Here is a 23,528-nt window from a genome sequence, read left to right on the forward strand (position 1 = left end):
ATCTGCCATTGTAAAATGAAATACAGCAGGAAACTTAAAAATAATTCAGAGTTTTGTGCTGCTTTAGTTACAATTCAAAATATGTTTTGATGATATTCAATATTAAGGCTTTTGAGAAATTTATGGCAAAGCTCCATGAAATTATTCAGTGGTGTGATCAAACCCTGAAATCACACGAATTTAAAGACTATGCACCAAATGGCTTGCAAATAGAAGGCAAACCGGAGATTGGCAGAATTTTGTGCGCTGTTACGGCATCTCAGGATGCAATTGAGGCTGCTATTGAACAAGGTGCCGATTTACTGCTGGTTCATCATGGCTATTTCTGGAAAGGCGAACCCTACCCGATTACCGGCATGCGCGGTAAACGTATTAAAAGCCTGATTCAGCATGATATCTCACTGGTCGGCTACCATTTGCCTTTAGATAGCCACCCGACTTTAGGCAATAATGCCGCCATTGCCGACATTTTAGCTTTAGAAAATATTGAGGCTTTAGATCCGGCTGAACGCAATCCGATTGGCAATATCGGTTATTTAAAAACCGCCATGTCTGCTGAAGACTTTAAACAGTATGTCTCTGAACGTTTAAATTCTAATGCCATTCATCTTCCTGCCGAAAAAACCAGCATTCAGAAAGTGGCTTATTGTACCGGTGGCGCTCAGGATTTTATTGGCAAAGCTGCCGCTCAAAATTGCGATGCCTACATTTCCGGCGAGGTCAGTGAACGGACTTTTTATGAAGCCAAAGAACTGAATGTACACTACTATGCCTGCGGACATCATGCCACCGAACGATATGGGGTACAACGTCTGGCAAAAGCTATTTCAGAACAGTTCGATATTGAGTATAGTTACTTCGAATTAAACAATCCGATTTAATTCAACATGAGCGGTTTAACATTTTCTTTATACGTATAAATTGAGGCTTTATTCTGTATTGTTATTTATAAGCAATGCGCAATTTTCCTCAAGAATCTATTACAATAAAGCCACTTAATGTTAAAACCCAGCAAAACGCAAGGAATTGAAGACATGACAACGATTACTTTACCGGCACTTCCATACGGTTATGAAGATCTTGCTCCGCACATCAGCAAAGAAACTTTAGAATACCATCACGACAAACACCACAACACTTACGTTGTAAACTTGAATAACCTGATCAAAGGCACAGACCTTGAAGGTAAAACTTTAGAAGAAATCATTAAAGCATCTGCTGGTGATGCTGCTAAAGTTGGCGTATTCAACAACGCGGCTCAAGTTTGGAACCATACATTCTACTGGAACTGTATGGCTAAAAACGGTGGTGGTAAAGCGACTGGTGCTTTAGCGGCTAAAATTGATGAAGCTTTCGGTTCTTATGAAAAATTTGCTGAAGAATTTGCTGCTGCTGCAACCACTCAATTCGGTTCAGGCTGGGCTTGGCTGGTTGCTGATGAAGTAAATGGCAGCCTTTCTATTCTTAAAACTTCAAATGCTGACACTCCACTTGCGCACGGTAAAGTTGCAGTATTGACGATTGACGTTTGGGAACACGCTTACTACATCGACTACCGCAATGCACGTCCTGCTTATATCAAGACTTTCCTTGAAAGCCTGGTAAACTGGGATTATGCAAATGCTAAATATGCTGGCCAAGAAGCTGGCGTTGAAAAATAAGATTTGAAATAAATTTTATTTTTTGCATAAAAAACCATCCTTTAAGGGTGGTTTTTTTATTTTCAGAACCCAAATGCATATTAATAAAGCAAATGATTCATTTCTTTACATTATCTTGTTGACGACCAGAGTTTTCATCCCTAAAATGCGCTTCAGATTCTCCAATAGCTCAGTCGGTAGAGCGACGGACTGTTAATCCGCAGGTCCCTGGTTCGAGCCCAGGTTGGAGAGCCATCTATTCTTCCATAGCTCAGTCGGTAGAGCGACGGACTGTTAATCCGCAGGTCCCTGGTTCGAGCCCAGGTGGAAGAGCCAAGATTCTAAAAAGCCCACTCATCATGAAGTGGGCTTTTTTTATATCCTGCATTTCCATTCACTGCTTATCTCAACCCTATTTTTTAAATACCTGCCTTAAACAGCCCGCTTGTAAATTGTAGACCATTCACCTATCTATTGTTCGCCGGTTAAAATTTCGTTATGTTAATCTGAATAAAAATATTCTAATAAACTGCCATGAATGCAACCTGGTTAAAATCTCTCATTTTCTGGATTATTTTGATTGTTGTCATGTTCGCGGTGTTTCAATGCAGTCAAAATTCTGAAAATAAAAAGCAGGCTTCCGCGCTCATGTATGAACGCCTGTTTCATTGCACCCGTAATTTATCGCAAAAGAACCCGGAGGTTTTAAAACATATTCAGCAACAGCTTAAGCCCGAGCTCACCCAAGCCGAGCTGATGGAATTGATCAATGAATGCCGTAAAGCACACCCCTTACAAAGTAGAGAAAATTATATAGACCAGATAAAAGCACTTAAATAATCGGTAAAAAGCTTATTTTTAAGACATTCAATTCATTTTCATGGCTTTTTTAACCCTCAGCCCTTGACCCATTAAGCTGAGATACATAGAATGCGTACCAGATTCTCCAATAGCTCAGTCGGTAGAGCGACGGACTGTTAATCCGCAGGTCCCTGGTTCGAGCCCAGGTTGGAGAGCCAAATTCTAAAAACCCACTCAACAGAGTGGGTTTTTTCTTATATCAAGATTTTATTGTGTTCAATTCAAGCCAAGCCACTTTTTTCCTTATTGGTTGCATTGCCACGCTCGCCTTGCTGACCATTATTTTTCAGCAACTGTTCAAACCACGGCAGAAGTTTTTTCCAAAGCGCGTGATCACGCCTTTTGAAAGCAAAATGTTTATCCGGCTGAAAGAAGCTTTTCCGCAGCATCATATTTTGGCTCAGGTTGCTTTTAGCGCATTAATCACCAATGACAACTTTAAGATACGCAACAAGTTCAACCGTAAAGTCACCGACTTCGTTTTACTCAATCAAAAGCTCGAAGTGGTCGCGATTATTGAACTGGACGATCCCAGCCATCTAGGCAAGGAACAGGAAGATGCCGAGCGTGATGCCATGCTGAACGAAGCAGGCTATCAGGTCTATCGCTATATCGATATTCCAAGTGTCCATAACTTAAAAAAAGACATTTTAAATTAATTCCATTTCGGCATAAAAAAGCCACCGCATGCTACGGTGGCCTGATTCAATATAAATCGTTCAATTATTTGCTAGCTTGCTGTTCAGACGGCTCTACGGTAGCGCTAGAAGCAGCCTGCTCAGCTGCTTCTCGAGCTTTGATCCGCTCCAGCATTTCAGCCTGCTGCTGCTTGTATTTTTGCTGGTTTTTCTCGTCGCTACTGACTGCCAGATAAGCCATAGAGACCAGAAAAATCGGGATAAGCAAACCCAGGCTCATCAGAATAATCATCTTCTTGGGATTTGGTTTCGCGCCTGACTGCGACATAATCAATACCTGTCAATCTATATACACTAAATTTTCCTGCCCACTATAACAAAACCCTGTGCTGTCTCAACAGATCATTCGCCTACTTTGTAAACTCGCATCAAAAAGCCGGTCGAAACCGGCTTTTTTTCGTCAAAACCCATCAAAGTCAGACAGCAAGCTGAATGCTCTCTAATACTTCTCGCAAGGTTTTTAGATAATTAAAGCCTGCTTCAGGCTTATCTTGCATCCGCCAAGCCACATAACCATCCGGACGTACCAGTACAGCACCCGCTTCATGGATTTCAGATTTATGGTTCCAGGTTCCGTAAACATCACGGTATTCACGGGAACCAATCTGAATTATGTCCAGATAAGGCAAATTCAGGGCATGTACCGCGTTTTTCCAGCCTGTACCAGACAGTCCAGTCAACAAGGTGAAACGGCCCTGTCCTACGATATCCAGCGTTGATTGCTTCTGTCCTTTGGCATTAATCAGCCAGGTATGCGGTACTTTTGCTCCCGGACGTGTCGTTGCCTGCAAGTAAAGCTGCGGATCCTGCATAAAGGTTTCCGCTGTCGCCTCGGCAATCACAGCATTTGAATCATAACGCTGATTCAGCTCCACCCCTTGGGCATTAAATTCGAAATGCTTGATCTCGAGCGCCTGGAATAATTTTTGACGAATCTCGGCACCCGCGTCATCTTCAGCGAAAATTCGCTGCAACATCGCCGCCTGTGTCGTGACCCCCTCATCAAAGCCAAAGACATCTTTCAGATGCTTATAGTCAAAACGGGACTGATTGGCACGGGCAACTATCTGTTTGCCCACAGGTGCACGCTCACGCGTATAAGAATCCAGCAAGCTTTCTTTGCTCCAACCTTTCACCGCATAGGCCAGTTTCCAGCTGAGGTTAAAGGCATCCTGCATGCAGGTATTCGAGCCTAAACCGCTGGATGGTGGATGACGGTGTACGGCATCACCACCACAGAACACACGACCTTTGGAATACTCTGTCGCCCAGGTCTGATTCACATACCAATACGACAGTTTTTGGATGTCTACTTCTGCAACTTCAGCTCCGACAAAAGCATTCAGGCGGGCACGAACCTGTTCCTCGGTCACTTGTGGCTCACCTTTGGAAATGTCAAATCCCCAGCCCATGATCCACTCATTCCATGGGGTAATGGCGCGCAACAGACCCATGCCCAGGTCACCAAAACTGGCTTCGGGATTAACAATCCATTGCAGGATGGCCGGGCGATGCTGCACGTATTGGCTTAAATCTGCCTTGAAGGTCACATACACGGTACCGGCACGTGCCATGACACCTTCCAGCGGCAGATTTAACTGCTCGACAATTTTAGAACGTGCGCCATCCATACCCACCAGATATTTGGCACGCAAGCTAAACTCGCTATTGGTAATCCGGTTTAAAAAAGTTGCCGTCACACCGTGTTCATCCTGCGTATGAGATAGATATTCGGTATTAAAGTTATAAATCGCACCGCGTTCGGCGGCATTTTTTGCTAACAACGCTTCCATTTTCGGCTGGATCAGATCCACCAATGGACAGGGACTGCCCTTGATATAATCGCCATGCCGTTCATCACCAGTACCCCAGGCACTTAAACGGGCAATTTCTTCCCCAACCAGACTGGTGGTAATCAGGCTTTCCCCCATCTGCTCCCAAGGCGTGGCAATCTGCTTGACCTGTTTTTCTACGCCCAGATCGCGTAACACTTCCATGGCCCGCTGATTGGTAATATGTGCACGTGGACTGTTGGCTAGCCAACTAAACTGGGTAAAAAGCTGAACTTTAATCCCATAACTGGCCAATGCCAGTCCCAAGGTGGATCCCGCAGGACCTGTTCCCACCACCAGCACATCCGTATCAAATTGCTCAGACATCACCTGCTCCTTTCCAATGCCAACCTTCAGCTGTCTGACCTCAGTGTATGCAACATCCTGATTTAACAGAACACCCATAGGCTTAAACTATGGTTGCATAGTTTTTAGGTCTGCCACATTTCATAATCTGACGTGCAGCATCAACCCAGAATCAGGCTGGGCAATCGGGTTTATAGGTGTGGTGAATTATGGAATTACGTCATTTAAGATATTTTGTCAGCGTAGTTCAGCAAGGCAGTTTCACCAAGGCGGCCGAAAAAATGTTTACCGCACAGCCTTCATTAAGCCAGCAGATTAAAGACCTGGAAGAAGAAGTTGGGGTATTATTGTTTGACCGCTCTGCTAAAAAAATCCGTCTAACTGATGAAGGTGAAGCCTTTTTACCTTATGCACAGAATGCGCTGGAAAATGCCCAGCTCGCTATCTCTGCTGCACGTCAGGTCGCCTACAATAAAAACAACCAGATTTATATTGGCTTTTTAAATGTGGCAGAACTGAAGGTCATGCCCTTAATTCTAGACAAACTCAAGCAGCAAATTCCGGATCTGCACATTCATGTACAAAGCCTGACCTGCATTGAACAGATTCAGCGCCTAAAGAATGCTGAACTCGACCTGACCTTTACCCGTTATGCCGTGCAGCATGATGATTATGAAAACCTGTGCTTACTGACTGAAAAAATCTATGTTGTAGCAGCAGAAAAATTACACCCCTCTAAACATCAGATCAACCGTGAGTACCTGAGAAAACAGAACATCATCATGTGTGAGCAAAGTGCTTCGCCGGTATTTTATGAAAAAATCAATCAACAATTGCAGCTTAAACATCTACCGCATCATCAGATGCACTGGGTGACCAATGTCCTGCAACATATCAACATGATCAATATGGGCTTGGGCTTTAGTTTCGTTCCGGAATACCTGCTGAAATTTTTAGGTGATCATGTTCAGGTGGTGGCGACCGAATTCGAGCTTCCAACCCTGCAGCTGTATGCCAGTTTCAGGAAAAATTCAAAAAATGCCGCACTCCAGTTCATTACCCGGGAACTAAAGATGCAAATTCAGTTGGGCTGATGTTGCAGCTAACCTTTACCGCATAATAAAAAAGTATCCGCATGGACACTTTTATGGCAATTTTTACTTCAAATAATCACTAAAACAAGGCAAGGAAAATTCCGGCAAAAATCATGACACCTACCAAGCGGTTATGGCGAAATGCCCAGAAACAGCGCTGCGGATCGCGATCACGGGTCTTGATCCATTGATAGATAAAATCGGCTGCCACACAGAGCAATGCGATTAAACCAAATGGCATCAACAGATTTTCCAGATACAGCGCCGTCGCAATCAATACAAGGCTGATGACTTGCAATAAAGAAATAATCTCAATGTCATATTTACCGAATAAGATGGCCGTCGACTTCACCCCGATCTTTAAATCATATTCACGGTCGGTAATGGCATATTGGGTATCATAAGCCACGGTCCAGGCCAGATTGCCAAAATACAATAACCAGCAGGTAAGATCTGGCGTTGCTCCCACTGCGGTATAAGCCATTGGAATAGACCAGGAAAATGCCGCTCCCAAAAATACCTGTGGCAAGTGGGTATAGCGTTTCATAAACGGATAAATAAACGCCAGGAATAATGCACCAAATGACCAGTAAAAGGTTTCTATCGGCAAGAAAAACAGCATGCAGGCACTGGCAGCAACCAGAGCCAAAAATACATATATCGCTTCTTGAGCACTGATTATTCCGGTCGCCAGTGGACGGGTTTTGGTTCGCTCCACATGGGCATCGACTTTACGGTCAGCAAAATCATTAATGGCACAACCTGCCGCCCGCATAAAAATGGTACCCAAAATCATGGGAATCAGAATGCTGATGGATGGCATACCCTGATTGGCAATCCATAACGCCCACATGGTGGGCCAAAACACCAGTTCTGTACCAATCGGCTTATCAAAACGGCAAAGATAATAATAAGCTTCCAGACGTTCACGCCAGGTAATTTGATGCGCAGTTGCCATGACAATCCTTAACCAGGTTACTGTTTAATTTTTTGTTGAATAAATTGCTCAAATGCAGGTAAAAAAGTTTCCTGCACAATGAATTTACAACCATGCCAAGTATAACAACTTTGCCGCGTCCAGCCATCTTCCAGCAGAATGACACGGCGCTCGCAATCAGGATTGGTACGCTGAAATAAAAACCATCCGATCGGTTTTTTACCGATATGCTTAAAAAGTCGCGCCCGACGCTGCAAGCTTAATATGGGAAAAATACTTTTCGCCTTGACCCAGGGCTGGGCTTCACAGCCATATAAATAGCTTTCACGTACCCAGGAGGTATGCTGATGCGGCATGTTCATCCAGCGGCTATCCACCCGGCTTAAACGTTGATAATGCTCTTCAATGGGCTGGACCTTGAATACCCCACCCGCCAAATCGGTTAATTGTTGGGTCAGTGAACCTGAAGCATATAACCAGGGCTTTAATGCAGGTAAAACAATTGAATTTTGATTTGCGTATGCACGCGGTTCACGCATAGCCATAAAGCTCTTAAAAATATGAAAATTTATACACAGTTTAAATGATCTTCAGAAGACTTTAGTTTACTTGTTATCATTTAATTTAAAATGAAATTTTGGTTTAACAGTTGTCTGTTTTGGCAATGACTTCAAATTTTCCCTGCGGAGTCTTAATTAAAATCATGCCTTCGGCACTTAAATAAAAGCTTTCAGGATAAGTATAATCCAGAGCCAATTCAGGATTTTTAAGACCGACAAACTCAGCCTGCTTATAACCCTCCACAGTACGGCCTACTTCCAGATATTCCACAGTCGAGAAATTCATTTTAAATCCCTTGTCATGATCAAGTGGATCAATCCAAGGATAAAAGCTGGTCTGTTTTTTACGCGGCTTTGCCATAAATGGAGGACTCTTGTAAATCTTCACCCCATAATACAAAAAACCCACGACAAGCGCGGGTTTTTCTTGAACCTAAATTCGAATATGAATTACAGGCTGTAGTACATATCAAATTCAACTGGGTGAGTAGTCGTGTTCAGACGACGTACTTCTTCAGTTTTAAGTTCGATATAGGCATCAAGCATTTCTTTAGTGAACACGCCACCTTTAAGCAGGTAATCGTGATCCGCTGCAAGAGCTTCAAGCGCCATATCCAGGCTGTGAGCCACTGTAGGGATTTTAGCTTCTTCTTCAGGAGGAAGATCGTACAGGTTCTTGTCAGCAGCTTCACCTGGGTGAATCTTGTTTTGAATACCGTCAAGACCCGCCATCAACAATGCAGCGAAACCTAAGTACGGGTTCATCATTGGATCTGGGAAACGTGCTTCAATACGCTTGCCTTTAGGGCTAGATACGTAAGGAATACGGATAGAAGCTGAACGGTTGCGTGCTGAGTAAGCAAGCATGATCGGTGCTTCGAAATGTGGTACTAAACGCTTGTACGAGTTAGTAGACGGGTTAGTGATCGCATTCAATGAACGAGCGTGCTTGATGATACCACCGATGAAGTACAATGCCATTTCAGAAAGGCCTGCATATTCATCACCAGCAAACAGGTTCTTGCCATCTTTAGAGATTGACATGTGAACGTGCATACCAGAACCGTTATCACCTACCATTGGTTTAGGCATGAAAGTCGCAGTTTTAGCGTATTGGTGAGCAACGTTCCAAACCGCATATTTGAACTGTTGTACTTCGTCAGCTTTACGAACCATCGTGTTGAAGCTCACACCAATTTCTAACTGGCAAGATGCAACTTCGTGGTGATGTACTTCTACACGACCTGGACCCATGATGTCTTCAATACGTGCACACATATCAGCACGCATATCTTGATGAGAGTCAACTGGTGGAACCGGGAAGTAACCGCCTTTAACGCGTGGACGGTGACCAGAGTTACCAGCTTCGTAATCTTTACCAGTAGACCAAGCAGCTTCTTCAGCGATCAATGTGTGGCGCGCGCCAGACATGTCGATGTCCCATTTTACTTCGTCAAAAACGAAGAATTCTGGTTCTGGACCGAAGAATGCAGTATCACCGATACCTGTTGATTTTAAGTATTCTTCTGCACGGCGAGCGATAGAGCGTGGGTCACGTTCATAACCTTGACCAGTAGATGGCTCGATTACGTCACAAGTTACCACAACTGTAGCTTCAGCGAAGAACGGGTCAAGGAAACATGTTTCAGCGTCTGGACGCAAGATCATGTCAGAAGCTTCAATGCCTTTCCAACCAGCAATTGAAGAACCGTCAAACATTTTACCGTCTTCAAAAGTATCTTCGTCGATTGTATCTGCAGGGTAAGTTACGTGCTGCTCTTTACCCTTAGTATCAGTAAAGCGAAAATCGACCCATTTTGCGCCACTTTCTTGGATGAGTTGAAGGACCTTGTTCGCCATGCTCATTTTGCTCCGATGATTTTTTGTTGCACCTGCTAAGTGCGTGTTAGTAGTTGGTTTCTATAAAGCAATTCTCGTACCAACTTTAAAAAAGCAAAGCTAAAATACTGAATTCTTTATCAGAATAGAAGATTTGAGCCTTTTGCTTTGTTGCTATTATACTGTGTGTAAATCTAAATGCACCATATTCAAACACTCATAATCACATTTACTTGAAAAGTGGCTTTTAATGTATCAAATTGGTGCATGCTTACTGTCTCTAGCTTAAAAAGCTCCTGTTCTGGCTGCGGTTTGCCTGAATATCCATCAGTCCCGCTTAAAATAAATTCTTAATAATTTGTTTTCTGTCATGTTAATGATTTCATTATGGAATATTTTTGATATTGTCGCATTGAAGCCGAAAACCACTTAAACTCAAAATCAAACATATCTCATTATTATTCATATGTTTTTTATTTTCCAACTTTTAAACTGCAGATATTTCAGACTATCGACAGCATGAAATACTCTGCGCCATTTTGGTGACAACCCCTAAATCTGATTTTAAGTGATTTATGGTTTTTTATGAAGCCAAACTTCAATGAGGTAAAATTTAAGTAGCTTTCACTTACTTTTAGATGGTTTATTACCAAAATAAATTAAATCCTAAATATGAAGTGTTGAAAGTGATCTTTCATCTGTAGCCTATTTTCACAGTAGCCTTCCATGATTAAGCTTGTTTTGAATGAATTTTCTCCACCATAAAATGCAAATAAATCAGATTATTCTCATATAGTGATTTCTATAAAATCATTATCATGGAAATAGTTCAGCCGAAAATGTTTATTTTTTGCTATGATTATTCACACTCCATTTTTTAGCCATTTTGCTGCCCTTAGTTCAACCTGGACCAAGCAGTGAAAATCCGAATCATGCGAGTATTCTTGGACTATTCGAGCACATATACGTGCGCAAATTTCAATAGGTTAGCTCATGCTTTTAATGATCGACAACTATGACTCTTTTACCTACAACATCGTGCAGTATTTTGGCGAGTTAAATCAGGAAGTAAAAGTAGTCCGTAATGATGCCGTGACATTGGAAGATATCGAGCGATGGCAACCGAAGTATCTCGTCATTGGTCCCGGCCCGTGTTCACCAAGCGAAGCAGGCATTTCCATTCCTGCAATCCAGCACTTTGCCGGCAAAATTCCTTTACTAGGCGTGTGTTTGGGACATCAAAGTATTGGTCAAGCTTTTGGTGGAGATGTGATTCGCGCCAAAAAAGTCATGCATGGCCGCTTATCGGACATGTATCACAGCAATAAAGGGATTTTCAGCAATCTACCTTCTCCATTTTCGGCAACGCGCTATCATTCCTTGGTGATTGATCAGGCAACCTTGCCGGAATGCCTGGAAGTGACCTGCTGGACCAATGAAGAAGATGGCTCCATGGAAGAGATCATGGGCGTGAAACATAAGACATTGCCGGTCGAAGGCGTGCAGTTCCATCCGGAATCCATTCTGAGTGAACACGGTCACCAAATCTTCAAAAACTTTTTAGAAATTTACGCATAACGAGTGCTACAAAGACTATGAATATTCAACAAGCTTTAAATAACATCACTAAAAATATTGAACTCACTCAACCGCAAATGGAAGAAGTGATGCGTACCATCATGCAAGGTGAAGCAACCGATGCACAGATTGGTGCCTTGATGATGGGACTGCGCTTAAAAGGCGAAAGTATTGATGAAATTACTGCGGCTGCTCGTGTCATGCGTGAGTTCGCCATCAAAATTGATGTCAGTGACTTACCTCACCTGGTCGATATTGTAGGTACGGGTGGCGACGGCCAAAACCTGTTTAACGTGTCTACCGCATCAAGTTTTGTCATTGCAGCCGCAGGTGCAACCATTGCCAAACATGGCGGCCGCGGTGTGTCATCCAAATCAGGTTCTTCTGACCTGCTTGAACAGGCAGGCATCAACCTTGACCTGAACATGCAGCAAACTGAACGCTGTATCCGTGAAATGGGGGTCGGTTTCCTGTTTGCACCCAATCATCACAAAGCCATGAAATATGCCGCTGGTCCACGTAAAGAACTCGGCTTCCGCAGTATTTTCAACCTGCTTGGTCCGCTGACCAATCCGGCCGGAGTGAAACGTTTTGTGATTGGCGTATTCTCGACTGAACTTTGCCGTCCAATGGCTGAGGTACTCAAACAGCTAGGGGCAGAACATGTGATGGTGGTGCATTCTAAAGATGGTCTGGATGAAATCAGCCTGGCCTCTTCCACTTATGTGGCTGAACTGAAAGACGGTGAAATTACCGAATGGGAAATTCAACCCGAAGCCGTCGATATTGAATCACAAACATTGACCGGCCTTTCTGTAGATAGCGCAGCTGAAAGTTTGACACTTATTAAAGATGCCTTAGGCAAGAAAAAATCTGCCCTGGGTGAAAAAGCGGCCAATATGGTGGCACTGAACGCTGGTGCAGGTATCTACGTTTCAGGTTTGACCAATAGCTATAAACAAGGTGTCGCATTGGCACATGACATTATTTATGGCGGGCAAGCTTTAGAAAAGATGGGCATTTTGTCTGAATATACAAAAACGTTAAAAGAATACGAAGCTTAAGACAGTAGGACAAAGATCATGGTAGATATCGCAAATACAATTTTAGGCAAAATTGTGGATCGCAAACAGCAAGAATTTGCTGCTCGTCTTAAGCAACACAGCTATAAAGATGTGGAAGAACTGGCTCAGGCGGCAACACCTGTGCGTGGTTTTGCACAATCTTTACAAAGTAAACGCCCGGGGGTGATCGCTGAAATTAAGAAAGCCTCTCCATCGAAAGGCGTGATTCGTGAAAATTTCAATCCTGCCGAGATAGCCCAGCAGTATGAACAGGCAGGCGCTGCTTGCCTGTCTGTACTGACAGATGTGGACTTTTTCCAGGGTGCGGACGAAAATATTCGGATTGCCCGTTCGCACTGTGCCCTGCCTGCATTACGCAAGGATTTCCTGATTGACCCGTATGGCGTAATTGAAGCCCGTGCCCTGCATGCAGACTGCATTCTTTTAATTGTGGCCTGCCTGTCTGACCAGCAACTGGAAGAAATGTCGAAAACCGCATTCGAGCACAATCTGGATGTACTGGTTGAAGTGCATGATGAAGATGAGCTGGAACGTGCTTTACGACTTTCAGAACGTTGTTTGCTGGGCGTGAATAACCGCAATTTAAAAACTTTTGATGTCGACTTGAACACATCACTGCGTTTAAAGAAATTGCTGGAGCCTTCACGCTTATTAGTGACTGAAAGCGGCATTGCCACACCAGATGATGTCCACATGATGCAAGAACATGATATTCATGCCTTCCTTGTGGGTGAAAGTTTTATGAAACAGCCTCGTCCAGATCATGCCTTTACTGCATTGTTTGGTCAGCCTGTAACGATTGAATGAATATTAGAGATTATGAGTAAACATGATTCTTCGCTTTCGAAAGATCAGTACAATTTACTGAAATCTTTTAAAAAGCAAATCACTCATCCGCATTCCTCGAATATTGCGAAGCAGCCTGCGCCTGTGCAAAAGGCTGCTGAACAGGAGCAGGAAGATGACTTCGCACTTTTTCAAAAGCAAATGCAAGGTGTCAAGAAAATGGACACCAGCAACATTGCCAAACTTGAAAAAGCATCAAAGAAAAAACCGGATGCACAAACCTTAGCGAAACGTGCAGCTGCGACCGGCCCTATGCAAACCGATGCGACCGAACTGTCCGATACCCAAGCCATGCTGAATCCCGTGGCCAGCCAGGCCACATTAAGCTACCGCATTGCAACGTTGCAGCACAAAGTCTTTGAAGATTTAAAAGCAGGCAACCTGCGCTGGTTTGAGGCGGTTGACTTGCATGGCTGTACTGTAGAAGAAGCACGTGTTGCGGTACTGCAAATTATTCAGATGGCCAAAGATGAAAATCAGAACGTGATTAAGATTGTGCACGGCAAAGGTCCGGAAGCGATTTTAAAAACCTATGTCAACGGTTGGCTGCGCCAGCACCGTGATGTTTTGGCCTTTGTCAGTGCGCCTGAAAAGCAAGGCGGCACAGGTGCGGTTCTGGTTCTGCTCAAACGAAGCGAAAAGAACCCAAAATTCAAACAGTAATCGGAATTTTTCACTAAAACAGGGCATTGTAGCGGTTTTCTGCTACAATGCCGTCCTTGTTCAATATCAGTGTAAGTGAACACGTCTTATGTCTATGCAGCAATCCTACGCCAACATTTTAACTGCCGTTGGTGAAGATCTTAATCGTCCTGGTCTAAAAGATACGCCAATGCGTGCTGCTAAAGCTTTTTCGTATTTAACGTCTGGATATAGCAAAACTCTGGAAGAAGTGACCAATAGTGCGGTCTTCCCCTCTGACAACCGTGAAATGGTCCTGGTCAAAAATATCGAATTCTACTCACTCTGCGAACATCATTTACTGCCGTTCTATGGCCGTGTACATATTGCGTATTTACCTGAAGGCCAGGTATTGGGTTTATCCAAATTTGCCCGTATTACTGAAATGTTTGCGCGTCGTTTGCAAATCCAGGAAAACCTGACCCAGCAAATTGCAGAAGCAGTGGCTGAAGTGACTAAAGCACGCGGTGTTGCGGTAATGATTGACTCTGCACATATGTGCATGATGATGCGCGGTGTAGGCAAACAGGAATCCACCACCCGTACCGTGTCTTTTGTGGGCGATTTTAAAACCAATAAAGAGGAACGTCGTGAATTTCTAGCGGCTGTACCTGAAAGCTATTAATTTCATGCTAAAAAAAGCCTCAAGATCTGTTGAGGCTTTTTTTATGTGAGGTTAGAGTCTATAAGACTTTAAAGCACCTGATTGAAGTATATACATTTAAGGATCGCTCATGTCGCAACTTTGGTTAGCCGGACAAGGTTTAACGCAGGCTGAAAAATCAATTGATTACCCCCGCCCTGACCGTTTGGTGCAAGGTAATCCTCAACGTGAAACGTATAGTCTGTATGAACATCCCAATATGGACTGTGGCATCTGGCACTGTGAAGTGGGCTGCTGGAACATTCAGTTTGCCGACAACAAACAGGAATTCTTTCAAGTGATTGAAGGTGTGGTTCGTATCCACAACCAAGCGACTGGAACTTATATTGAAGTGAGCGCCGGAAATGCCGGGATTATTCCGCCAGGCTTTGCGGGAAGCTTCGAAGTGGTTGAAGCCGTGAAAAAATACTACGTGATTGTCGAAGCCTGATTTTTACAGCATAGACATCCACCTAAAATTTCCAAAAAAACTCCCGAAGCTTAAAGGAGTTTTTTTATTCATCGATTTAATTTTTCCAGATTAAGCCTTAACTGCCTGCTTGGTGACCTGAATGCAGTTTCGGCCATTGTTTTTTGCCGCATAAAGCGCTGCATCTGCCGCATCCAAGAAACGCTGATAGTCAGGATGGCCATCATACAGTGCACAGCCAATACTGACGGTAAAATTAAAACTGATGCCCATGCTGGTACGAATGGTGGTTTCCTGAATCCGGCTACGGACCTTTTCTGCAATCTCTTGTGCCCGAACCAGATCACTGTCCACCAGCAGCAATAAAAACTCCTCTCCACCCACGCGGAAGGCATAATCACTGCCCTTAATGGAATCGAGCAGCACTTCACCAATAAACTTTAAAGCCGAATCACCGGCTGCATGGCCGAATTTGTCATTAATCCGCTTAAAGTAATCGGCATCTATGGCCAGCAAAGACAGAGGCGTATTATTTTTACGGGAAAAATTAATCTCCCGCGAAACAATGGTATGCAAATAGCGCCGATTGAGCAGTTGAGTGAGGGAATCACTGCCTGAGTCGATATAGTCAGCCACCTGAAACAGCTGATCGACCAGATGCTGAATCTCCCTGTTGTTTTCACGAATATGCTGGATGAGCTGAATGGCCTGCTCTCTTTCAGCTGCATTCAAAACTTGCTGGCTCAGCAGATCAATCTGGTGAATACGGTCAATAATGACCGAAACCTGCTCAGACCCGGTAAAGGCATAAGCGGCTTTATGGATAAACCATAAACCAAATTCAGATTTGGACAGCAAGGGATGCGTAAATTTCGGCTCATTCGAAAATACCTTAAACATCAGCTCATTTTCCCAGTCCAATAACGAACTGCGCTGCCTGTCCTTTTGCGAGGCTACATCCTGCATGGCTGAAAATAAACGATAGGTATGTTTTATATCATTATTTTTTTCCAGATTGACTTCATAGGAGCGGCACATAATTTCCGAAGCAAAACCCAGTATCTGTACAATATACGCTGCAATCAGCAGACTGTTTTCTTGTACCTGCTCGGTCTGAAGCAAAAAGACTTTCTTTTCAATTTCACCGATACCCCGCATAATCAGCCAGGATGGAATGCCGATACGCGCATGGACTTTACCGACCATCAGCTGCTTTTCGACAATCTCGATAAAGTTCTGCTGTAGCGGTACATTAAAGCAATCGATTAACCATTGATTCAGCGTGGTTTTTAAACGGTTTTGCACCATATCATCAGATAAGAAATAGGAGGCTTCCTTTTCCTGCATGATATTTTTATAAAACTCATAGACCAGTGTCTGGGAATGCGCCTGAATAAATTGAAAGGTGTCATTTAAATCAGTTGTTGAAAAGCCCTGACAAACCGACTTCCATTGTGCAGCAAGCGTGGCAATGCTTTCAGTATTCATACTATTGATTCCAGCACCTTGAGAATATGAGGGAGATTTTTAGGTGAATAATATAACAAATTTTTACAAAATAACGTTGTGAACTATTCGATGTTTTTCATAAATAGTGAGAAAAAATAAATTTCTTATAAGCTACTAAAAAAACCGTACATATCCCAGACTGGTTTTCATCCAGTCCTTATGGTCTTGTTGTTGGTATTGCCAACTGAAACGAATCGCATTTTGATGATTCAGGACATATTGCAGGTGGCTATCCAGTTTAAGCTGCCATTGCTTCGAATCTTGCCAATAAGGTAATTCAACTTGTATTAAGCTATTGATTTTATCTGACCAGATATTCTGGCAGCCTATGGTAGGTCCCATCCCGACATGCCAGCCCTGCTCTAACGCCTTGCCAGCCTGTATATGGTTTTGCAGCTGCATATAGCACACATGCTCACGCTCCGGGTCTGCATAGCTATAGCCCATCTGAACCTGTAAATGGGCAAGGCCATGCTGCTCATGCTCACTGAATCGGCCATTTTGATCCAGCGATTCCTGCTTCCAGCCCAGGTTAAAACCCCAGCTGAGTGGCGTTTTAAATGGCGTTATCGGGTTATAGGAATTCACATTCAAAAAATCAAAGTGCTCCAGTTTCAACTTATCATCACGATACTGGATTGAGCCCTGCCAAAAAAGCAACTGTGTTCCGGTCCTAAAGCCCCCTTGCGGATCAATCAGGTCATGATAAGCCTGACGATGTCCCAGCTCGACGAACTTCTTACCCTGCACCTCACCCAGATTGACCGAAAAATGACGGGCATCATGCGCTTGAGTGGGGTCTACTTTAGGGCGTTGCGGTTGCTGGCGCTGTTTTTCCAGATCTATTTCACTACGCATACTCAATAGCTGGCGCAAGCGTGGCTGGGCAAAACCTGGTTCAACTTTACGTCCAATCAATTGCAGATATAAATCGTCATAGGCCATTTCTAAAATCTTGGCTTTATCGAAGTCGTTATAAGATTCTATGTGCTTAGACATCTCTACTGTTGCAGTAAAAGCGACTTGATGCGCCACTTGAGCCAGCTTTTTACCATGCTGTCTGGCTTGCGCTAAGAGCTGGGTTTCCAAAGCGGGCCGGTAAACTGTCTCTTTCACCAAACCTTGCCGCTCTATGGCCTTAATGGTTTCCACCGGAATGGCTGCAACTTTAAACTGTTGTTTTAAATTCAGCTGTGGACGAACCAGGTCAATTAAACCCAATAAGCGATAGGCACAGTTATCACCCACAAAGTAATAAGGGAAACTGACATGTTTCATTTCCCAGATATGCTGCACTAAAAACCGGGTTTCATCGGGGGTCAAGCTGAGTTCATATTCCCACAAATCACGGCTTTCCAGATCGCCATATTCTTTTACCTTGCGGTAATAAGGCATTAAGGAATATTCACCCCGATACTGCCCGGTCAGGCCATTCCATGCAAAAGCCCAGCCTTCGCCATTGGTGACTGTTGCCGCATAATTCACGGCATAGGACACTAAATTGAGCTGTTTTTGATCTTTAGGGTCCAGACGCAACAAGGTATGTCCAAACATGGAACTGGGATTGCCCATAAAGTCGGTGGCATAGATGAGGGTGGCTTTATAGGGCTTGATCTGTCCAATCCAGCCGTCCAGTTCCGGACAAGTGACTTCTGGTAATTGTTGTGCTGAAAGATTGAGTTGCTGCATTAACCACTGACTGCGTGCTGGAAAACGGCAACGTACTGATTGATTCGGCGCTGCGGGTTGAAACAAGGCCTGGATATTGGCATGTAATTCCTGCTTTAAATCTGCCTTCCCGCCGTTTGATAAAAAATAACCTGCATAGCTGACTTCACTTTGTCCTTTTTTATCGGCATACATCAGTCTTTGCCAAGTGATGTCCTGGTCTAGTTGTTGTTGATCTGCACGTTCTATGTAGGGCTGAGCGATATAAGCCTGAGCAGTTTGAACAGTCGTTGCTGAATAGGCAATGGTGGAAGAGGTTAAAGCAAAAACGAACGCAAGTGATTTCATGCAAATTGAGTATTTATCTTTTATTCAAGAAGAAAGGTAAAATAAGAAAAACCCCGTCAGACTGACAGGGTTTTGGGACATTCAATTATACGTAGGCTTTCAGCACTTCATCTTTAGCCATCACTGCTTGCAAAGAAGCAAGTACCTGAAGTGAATCGTGATTTTCTGCAGAATAAATTTGAGCAAAATTCTGTTTAGAAACCGCAAAGAAACGGGCTTTGTCTTGCGCTTTAATGTTTAAAAGTTCAGCCAGTACATTTAGGCTTTCCCCCTCACCCACAGCCATGTCACGTGCCAAAGATTCAGCATTTTCATTGGTAAAAGTCACCGCTTGAGCCGTCACCGTACCTGTACCGCTACACCCCAGCGTACCAAAAGTAATACCGAATAATTGGTTGGCAAAAAGGCCATTGGTCGTTGCAGCAAGAATTTTAGGCACCTTACCGGATTGACCTGCCCAGACTTGAGAACCGATACCACAACCTGCATCTCGATCTGCAAATGCCGCGGTAGAACCAAGTGCAACCACTGCAGCTAAAGCTAATTTTTTCAACATGGTTATTCTCCAAATTTATTATTCAAGCGTTCTAATTCTTCACAGTTGTGTAAATTTTATTACACCTCTGTAAGATAGCTGCAACTTTCTGATAACGCAAAGCAATTTCTACTAAAGTTATTCTTTAACATACAAGTTTTTGAAATTATTTAGTTTTTAAAGTCCAGACCCCATCTTTGCTGCGATTACCCAGTATTTTTAGCACCAAAACCAGACTCAAAAGCAGCAGTAAATACCACGACCCCATCTTGCCCCAACCAACCATATGCCAAGTTTCGACCTGACTGGGATAGAGCCAGATTTTATTAAAGGTACTGATATTTTCCGCAATCCAGATAATAAACGCCAATACAATCAGTACGGCTAACATCGGTAGCTGAATCTGATGTTGCTGTAACTGGAAGCGAATTTTGGTTTTCCAGAAAATGATCACACTCCAGGCGAAAAGCAACAGGCGGATATCGGGAACAAAAAACTTGCTCATGAAGTTGATATAGGACAGCACCGCCAAAGCCAGCAGGTTGCTAAAACCCGGCAATTTTTCAAATGACACCTGATACAACCTGAGTGAACGAGCAAAAAAACTTCCTACTGCCGAATACATAAAGCCTGCAAATAAAGGAACCGTCAGTATTTTAAACACCGCCGGCTGTGGATATTGCCAGGATGCGATTTGCGGATGGGTCAGAAAAATTTCCATGCCCATGGCCAAAATATGGAACAAGGCAATAACCTTGGCTTCGGCCCAGGATTCCAGTTTTAAATACAGCAAACAGGCCTGAATGATTAAGGCATAGAACAATAAGTAATCATACCGGAAAAAGCCGTAAAACTCCTGGCTCCCCATAGATGCACTAAGTGCAAAAGCAATCAGCAGCAATATCCCAAATAAGGCAGCCGAAGCTGCCTTAAATGAGAACTCAAAACATGATTTAAAAAAACTGATCAAGGTTGAATCCTAAAAACTGAGTGAACTCACATCTATTTATAAATATTTGGCGCTATATTCATGCACCGTATCAATAAACACTTTAGGATTCGCAGGATCAACCCACTGGGTAATACCATGGCCCAGGTTGGCCACATAACCGGTTTTCTCGCCATGCGCATAAGCATCATCCAGCATGGCTTTGGTGGCTTTTTCAATCGATGCTGGCGTGCCATATAAGGTGGCCGGATCGAGGTTACCCTGTAATGCAGCACGACCATTCACGGTTTGGCGGGCGACATTCAAAGGCGTGGTCCAGTCCAGTCCAAACGCGTCTGCACCAGTGGCCACCATAGGCTCAAGCCACTGGCCGCCGCCTTTGGTGAATAAAATAACCGGAACTTTACGCCCGTCTTTTTCACGGTTTAAACCGGCAACAATTTTTTGCATGTAATTCAGTGAAAATTCGATATATTCACGATGTGCCAGCGCACCACCCCAGCTGTCAAAAATCTGTACCGCCTGCGCCCCGGCATCAATTTGCGCATTTAAATAATCAATCACGGCAATCGCCAAGCGGTCCAGCAAAGCGTGCAACACTTCCGGCTGGGCATACATCATCTGTTTGGTGTAACGGAAATCCTTGCTGGAACCGCCTTCCACCATATATGTAGCCAGTGTCCACGGACTCCCTGAAAAACCAATCAACGGCACTTGTCCACCCAATGCCGAACGAATGGTGCTTACAGCATTCATCACATAATCAAGGTCGGATTTGGCATTGAAATTGGGCAAACTGGCAACATCTTGCTCTGTGCGGATGGTTTTATGGAACTTTGGACCTTCCCCGGCTTCAAAATAAAGTCCCAGCCCCAAAGCATCGGGTACGGTTAAAATGTCTGAAAACAGAATGGCAGCGTCCAAATCATAACGACGCAAAGGTTGTAAGGTCACTTCACAGGCAAAATCGTTGTTTTTGCACAGGGAAAGGAAATCGCCTGCTTTGGCACGTGTTTCACGATATTCAGGCAAATAACGTCCTGCTTGACGCATCATCCAAACTGGTGTGGTATCTACCGGCTCACGCAATAAGGCCCGCAGAAAACGATCGTTTTTTAGCGTCGTCATTTACTTTCCCATCTCATTTTTAATCTTCGAACCATCATAACAAAAAGGTCGAAAATTTAGTAACTTCTCTTGCAGCTAAAAATCGATCACGTTAAATGTAAAATAATTTTTACACAAAACAAATACTGCATCTCCTCATTTTTTCTGCAATACTTGCGTAGTTTTGTCACATAGTTAATGAATAATTCTTAAGGTTGAATTACATGTACGTTCGCACATTACTCGCCATGAGTTTAAGTTGCATTTTTGCAGGTACAGCATTTGCCGCATCTACTGCTGAACAACCATTAAATCCTAAAAAGATGACCAATATTGCAGTTCAAGATCCGATTGATCCACTTGCAACCGATGCAGCATCTGGTGCGGCCAGCACTGCGAATACGCAGATTACACCACAAGAACAAAATGACCTGAACAAGGCTTCAGAAACCCTGCAAGATCTTCAAAATACGGAAGATGAGAATGCTGCGATTGGCGCTGCACCGACAACAAAAACACTGAGCACGCCAACCGGTACCACTTCTGCTGCTGCGAAAGCGTCCTGGACCTTGCAAGGTTTAAATAACGCTGAATGGTATGACAATATTGGCAAGGGTCAATTTCCTGTTTATGCACGTGCACATGTGATGCTGAACAATGCCCATGCTTCTCCGGGTGCGATTGATGGTGCAAGCGGTAAAAATACCCTTAAAGCGATTGCTTCCTTCCAGCAAATCAATGGCATTAAACCAACCGGTATTTTAACTCAGGAAACCTGGAATGCTTTGATTGCTCGCCAAGGTTCCAAACCTGCATTTATTGAATATACGATTACCGATGCAGACCTGAAAGGTCCTTATGCACAAACCATTCCGCACGATTATGCCTTGCAAGCCAAAATGAAAGGTCTGTATTACACACGCGTAACGGAAATGCTGGGTGAAAAATTCCATATGGATGAAGACTTTTTGAAAAAGTTGAATCCTAAAGCCACTTTCAAAAAGGCTGGTGAAAAAATCATTGTGGCCAATATCCGCAATGAAGTTCCGGAAGATATTCATCTAATCGTTGCGCATAAAGGTGCAAAACAACTGTACTTGTTTAATAGCCGCAACCAGATGATTGGATCATTCCCTGCCACGATTGGTAGTTCAGATACCCCATCTCCTACAGGTACCTATAAAATTACCGGTGTAGCGCCAAATCCATGGTACAGCTATTCACCAAGTAACTTTATTCAAGGTAAAAATACTAAACCACTTTCTTTACCGCCTGGTCCGAATGGCCCTGTAGGAAATATCTGGATTGGTTTAAGCAAAAAATCCTTTGGTATTCACGGTACGCCAAACCCGTCAGCCATTTCCAAAACCGCATCGCATGGTTGTATCCGCTTGACCAACTGGGATGCCAATGACTTGGGCAAGAAAGTCAAATCAGGTGTAACGGTTAAATTCCTGGAATAATTCCTGTACGCTGCATCAAGAAAAGCCTGCATCCGTTGCAGGCTTTTTTATAACCTGCTGCCTGAACAGTAAAGCCATCTTCAACAAGCATCGTTTCAAAAATAGAATGATTTGTTGCCATTTTATAATTTCTATGTCATTTTCAAACCATTAAAATAAGCCCATGTTTAAAAATAATGATAGGAGCATCATGATGAATGCTTTTTTACATCCAAGTGACAACCGTGGTCATGTCAAAATGGGCTGGCTTGAATCTAAACACAGCTTCTCGTTTGGCAGCTGGTACAACCCAAAACTCATGGGTGTGAGTGCCCTGCGCGTGATTAATGATGACCTGATTGCAGCGCATAACGGTTTTGGTACCCATCCTCATGACAATATGGAAATTTTGACCTGTGTGCTTAAGGGAACGATTTCTCATAAAGACAGCATGGGAAATGAAGGTGGAATTTCTGCCGGTGAATGGCAGCTGATGAGCGCCGGAACAGGTGTTCAGCACAGTGAAATTAACCAGGGTGATGAGCCTGTTCATTTATTGCAGATCTGGATTATTCCAAATGAACGCAATGCAGAACCAAGCTATCAACAAATCAAATGTGATCCGCGTGAACAGCCGAATCAATGGCATTTGATTGTTGGCCCCAACGAAAATGCACCGATGCATATTCGTCAGCAAGCCGAAGTAAAAACTGCGGTGATTCAGCAAGGTCAAAGTTTGCCTATTGAAGCGACTCAACATATCAATTATGTGCATGTGATTTCAGGTGCAGTCAAAATTGCAGAGCATACTGTAGAAGCTGGGGGTGCTATTGCCTTTATAGAGGCAAGTCAGATTGAAGCGTTGCAAGATGCACAAGTCATCTGGTTTGATTTGCCTGAATTGCAAGGTTAAAGCTATCGATCAATCCCGGTCCGAGAT

Annotated in this window: 25 protein-coding genes and 3 tRNA genes; 16 read left to right on the forward strand and 12 right to left on the reverse strand. The window is 43.6% G+C overall.

Annotated elements, in window-relative coordinates; genetic code table 11:
• Positions 1-122 precede the first annotated feature (122 nt).
• The 7 genes from E0H88_RS04305 (at position 123) to E0H88_RS04335 (ending at position 3,160) form a co-directional block, all read left to right on the forward strand.
• Positions 123-881, forward strand: a complete 759-nt coding sequence (locus tag E0H88_RS04305; RefSeq protein ID WP_131273232.1) for a Nif3-like dinuclear metal center hexameric protein — start codon at positions 123-125, stop codon at positions 879-881.
• A gap of 153 nt (positions 882-1,034) precedes the next feature.
• Positions 1,035-1,661, forward strand: coding sequence for a superoxide dismutase SodB (sodB, locus tag E0H88_RS04310; RefSeq protein WP_092819991.1), 627 nt, complete (start codon positions 1,035-1,037; stop codon positions 1,659-1,661).
• 158 nt (positions 1,662-1,819) lie between these two features.
• Positions 1,820-1,895, forward strand: a tRNA-Asn gene (locus E0H88_RS04315).
• 5 nt (positions 1,896-1,900) lie between these two features.
• Positions 1,901-1,976, forward strand: a tRNA-Asn gene (locus E0H88_RS04320).
• Positions 1,977-2,174: 198 nt separating this feature from the next.
• A complete protein-coding gene (locus tag E0H88_RS04325; protein WP_131273233.1) occupies positions 2,175-2,480 on the forward strand; it encodes a hypothetical protein in 306 nt (101 codons plus the stop codon).
• A 103-nt stretch (positions 2,481-2,583) separates the two neighbouring features.
• Positions 2,584-2,659: transfer RNA gene (locus tag E0H88_RS04330), tRNA-Asn, on the forward strand.
• Between the two features lie 54 nt (positions 2,660-2,713).
• Positions 2,714-3,160, forward strand: coding sequence for a DUF2726 domain-containing protein (locus tag E0H88_RS04335; protein ID WP_131273234.1), 447 nt, complete (start codon positions 2,714-2,716; stop codon positions 3,158-3,160).
• Positions 3,161-3,224: 64 nt separating this feature from the next.
• On the opposite strand, the gene E0H88_RS04340 is transcribed toward E0H88_RS04335, so the two are convergent.
• Both E0H88_RS04340 and E0H88_RS04345 read right to left on the reverse strand, forming a co-directional pair.
• Positions 3,225-3,467 (reverse strand): hypothetical protein, encoded by a 243-nt coding sequence (locus E0H88_RS04340; protein WP_092819884.1) that lies wholly within the window; start codon positions 3,465-3,467, stop codon positions 3,225-3,227.
• Between the two features lie 148 nt (positions 3,468-3,615).
• The gene (locus E0H88_RS04345) at positions 3,616-5,358 is read right to left on the reverse strand and encodes an FAD-dependent monooxygenase (protein ID WP_131273235.1); all 1,743 of its coding nucleotides are present in this window, start codon (positions 5,356-5,358) and stop codon (positions 3,616-3,618) included.
• A gap of 188 nt (positions 5,359-5,546) precedes the next feature.
• Here E0H88_RS04345 and E0H88_RS04350 point away from each other — a divergent pair, with 188 nt between their 5' ends.
• A complete protein-coding gene (locus E0H88_RS04350; protein WP_131273236.1) occupies positions 5,547-6,431 on the forward strand; it encodes a LysR family transcriptional regulator in 885 nt (294 codons plus the stop codon).
• A gap of 79 nt (positions 6,432-6,510) precedes the next feature.
• On the opposite strand, the gene ubiA is transcribed toward E0H88_RS04350, so the two are convergent.
• The 4 genes from ubiA to glnA form a co-directional block, all read right to left on the reverse strand.
• Positions 6,511-7,389, reverse strand: coding sequence for a 4-hydroxybenzoate octaprenyltransferase (gene ubiA, locus E0H88_RS04355; protein WP_131273237.1), 879 nt, complete (start codon positions 7,387-7,389; stop codon positions 6,511-6,513).
• Between the two features lie 17 nt (positions 7,390-7,406).
• Entirely contained in the window at positions 7,407-7,907 is a 501-nt protein-coding gene (locus tag E0H88_RS04360; protein ID WP_131273322.1) for a chorismate--pyruvate lyase family protein, read from the reverse strand.
• Positions 7,908-8,010: 103 nt separating this feature from the next.
• The gene (locus tag E0H88_RS04365; RefSeq protein ID WP_092819888.1) at positions 8,011-8,289 is read right to left on the reverse strand and encodes a hypothetical protein; all 279 of its coding nucleotides are present in this window, start codon (positions 8,287-8,289) and stop codon (positions 8,011-8,013) included.
• An 89-nt stretch (positions 8,290-8,378) separates the two neighbouring features.
• Positions 8,379-9,794 (reverse strand): type I glutamate--ammonia ligase, encoded by a 1,416-nt coding sequence (glnA, locus tag E0H88_RS04370; protein ID WP_171458665.1) that lies wholly within the window; start codon positions 9,792-9,794, stop codon positions 8,379-8,381.
• 966 nt (positions 9,795-10,760) lie between these two features.
• On the opposite strand from glnA, the gene E0H88_RS04375 reads away from it, so the two are divergent.
• The 6 genes from E0H88_RS04375 to E0H88_RS04400 all read left to right on the forward strand — a co-directional run bounded on the left by E0H88_RS04375 (position 10,761) and on the right by E0H88_RS04400 (position 15,051).
• Positions 10,761-11,345: an anthranilate synthase component II gene (locus E0H88_RS04375; RefSeq protein WP_131273239.1), complete on the forward strand. Its 585-nt coding sequence runs from the start codon at positions 10,761-10,763 to the stop codon at positions 11,343-11,345.
• Between the two features lie 17 nt (positions 11,346-11,362).
• The gene (gene trpD / locus E0H88_RS04380) at positions 11,363-12,409 is read left to right on the forward strand and encodes an anthranilate phosphoribosyltransferase (RefSeq protein ID WP_092819891.1); all 1,047 of its coding nucleotides are present in this window, start codon (positions 11,363-11,365) and stop codon (positions 12,407-12,409) included.
• Between the two features lie 18 nt (positions 12,410-12,427).
• Complete coding sequence (trpC, locus tag E0H88_RS04385; protein ID WP_092819892.1) at positions 12,428-13,237, forward strand: indole-3-glycerol phosphate synthase TrpC; 810 nt, start codon at positions 12,428-12,430, stop codon at positions 13,235-13,237.
• Between the two features lie 12 nt (positions 13,238-13,249).
• Positions 13,250-13,939, forward strand: coding sequence for a Smr/MutS family protein (locus tag E0H88_RS04390; RefSeq protein WP_092819893.1), 690 nt, complete (start codon positions 13,250-13,252; stop codon positions 13,937-13,939).
• A gap of 94 nt (positions 13,940-14,033) precedes the next feature.
• The gene (gene folE / locus E0H88_RS04395) at positions 14,034-14,582 is read left to right on the forward strand and encodes a GTP cyclohydrolase I FolE (protein ID WP_171259699.1); all 549 of its coding nucleotides are present in this window, start codon (positions 14,034-14,036) and stop codon (positions 14,580-14,582) included.
• 109 nt (positions 14,583-14,691) lie between these two features.
• Positions 14,692-15,051 (forward strand): cupin domain-containing protein, encoded by a 360-nt coding sequence (locus E0H88_RS04400; protein ID WP_131273240.1) that lies wholly within the window; start codon positions 14,692-14,694, stop codon positions 15,049-15,051.
• Between the two features lie 90 nt (positions 15,052-15,141).
• Here E0H88_RS04400 and E0H88_RS04405 read toward each other — a convergent pair whose 3' ends face one another.
• From E0H88_RS04405 to hemE, 5 genes are all read right to left on the reverse strand, one after another.
• A complete protein-coding gene (locus E0H88_RS04405) occupies positions 15,142-16,518 on the reverse strand; it encodes a diguanylate cyclase (RefSeq protein ID WP_131273241.1) in 1,377 nt (458 codons plus the stop codon).
• 135 nt (positions 16,519-16,653) lie between these two features.
• Entirely contained in the window at positions 16,654-18,555 is a 1,902-nt protein-coding gene (locus E0H88_RS04410; RefSeq protein ID WP_131273242.1) for an Lnb N-terminal periplasmic domain-containing protein, read from the reverse strand.
• Between the two features lie 85 nt (positions 18,556-18,640).
• Entirely contained in the window at positions 18,641-19,111 is a 471-nt protein-coding gene (locus E0H88_RS04415; RefSeq protein WP_092819898.1) for a DUF3015 family protein, read from the reverse strand.
• A gap of 145 nt (positions 19,112-19,256) precedes the next feature.
• Positions 19,257-20,057, reverse strand: a complete 801-nt coding sequence (locus E0H88_RS04420) for a DUF817 family protein (RefSeq protein WP_171458667.1) — start codon at positions 20,055-20,057, stop codon at positions 19,257-19,259.
• A gap of 39 nt (positions 20,058-20,096) precedes the next feature.
• Positions 20,097-21,167 (reverse strand): uroporphyrinogen decarboxylase, encoded by a 1,071-nt coding sequence (gene hemE / locus E0H88_RS04425; protein WP_131273244.1) that lies wholly within the window; start codon positions 21,165-21,167, stop codon positions 20,097-20,099.
• Between the two features lie 203 nt (positions 21,168-21,370).
• Here hemE and E0H88_RS04430 point away from each other — a divergent pair, with 203 nt between their 5' ends.
• Positions 21,371-22,609 (forward strand): L,D-transpeptidase family protein, encoded by a 1,239-nt coding sequence (locus E0H88_RS04430; protein WP_131273245.1) that lies wholly within the window; start codon positions 21,371-21,373, stop codon positions 22,607-22,609.
• On the opposite strand, the gene E0H88_RS15865 is transcribed toward E0H88_RS04430, so the two are convergent.
• Positions 22,593-22,730 carry a hypothetical protein gene (locus tag E0H88_RS15865; protein WP_165493273.1) on the reverse strand — a complete coding sequence of 46 codons (138 nt, stop codon included), beginning with the start codon at positions 22,728-22,730 and terminating at the stop codon, positions 22,593-22,595. The two genes, E0H88_RS04430 and E0H88_RS15865, sit on opposite strands and share 17 nt — an antisense overlap.
• Positions 22,731-22,802: 72 nt before the next feature.
• Here E0H88_RS15865 and E0H88_RS04435 point away from each other — a divergent pair, with 72 nt between their 5' ends.
• On the forward strand, positions 22,803-23,501 hold the full coding sequence (locus E0H88_RS04435) for a pirin family protein (RefSeq protein ID WP_131273246.1): 699 nt from the start codon (positions 22,803-22,805) through the stop codon (positions 23,499-23,501).
• Positions 23,502-23,528 lie beyond the last annotated feature (27 nt).

The sequence above is a fragment of the Acinetobacter sp. ANC 4216 genome (genome assembly GCF_004331195.1).
GTDB lineage: Bacteria > Pseudomonadota > Gammaproteobacteria > Pseudomonadales > Moraxellaceae > Acinetobacter > Acinetobacter kookii.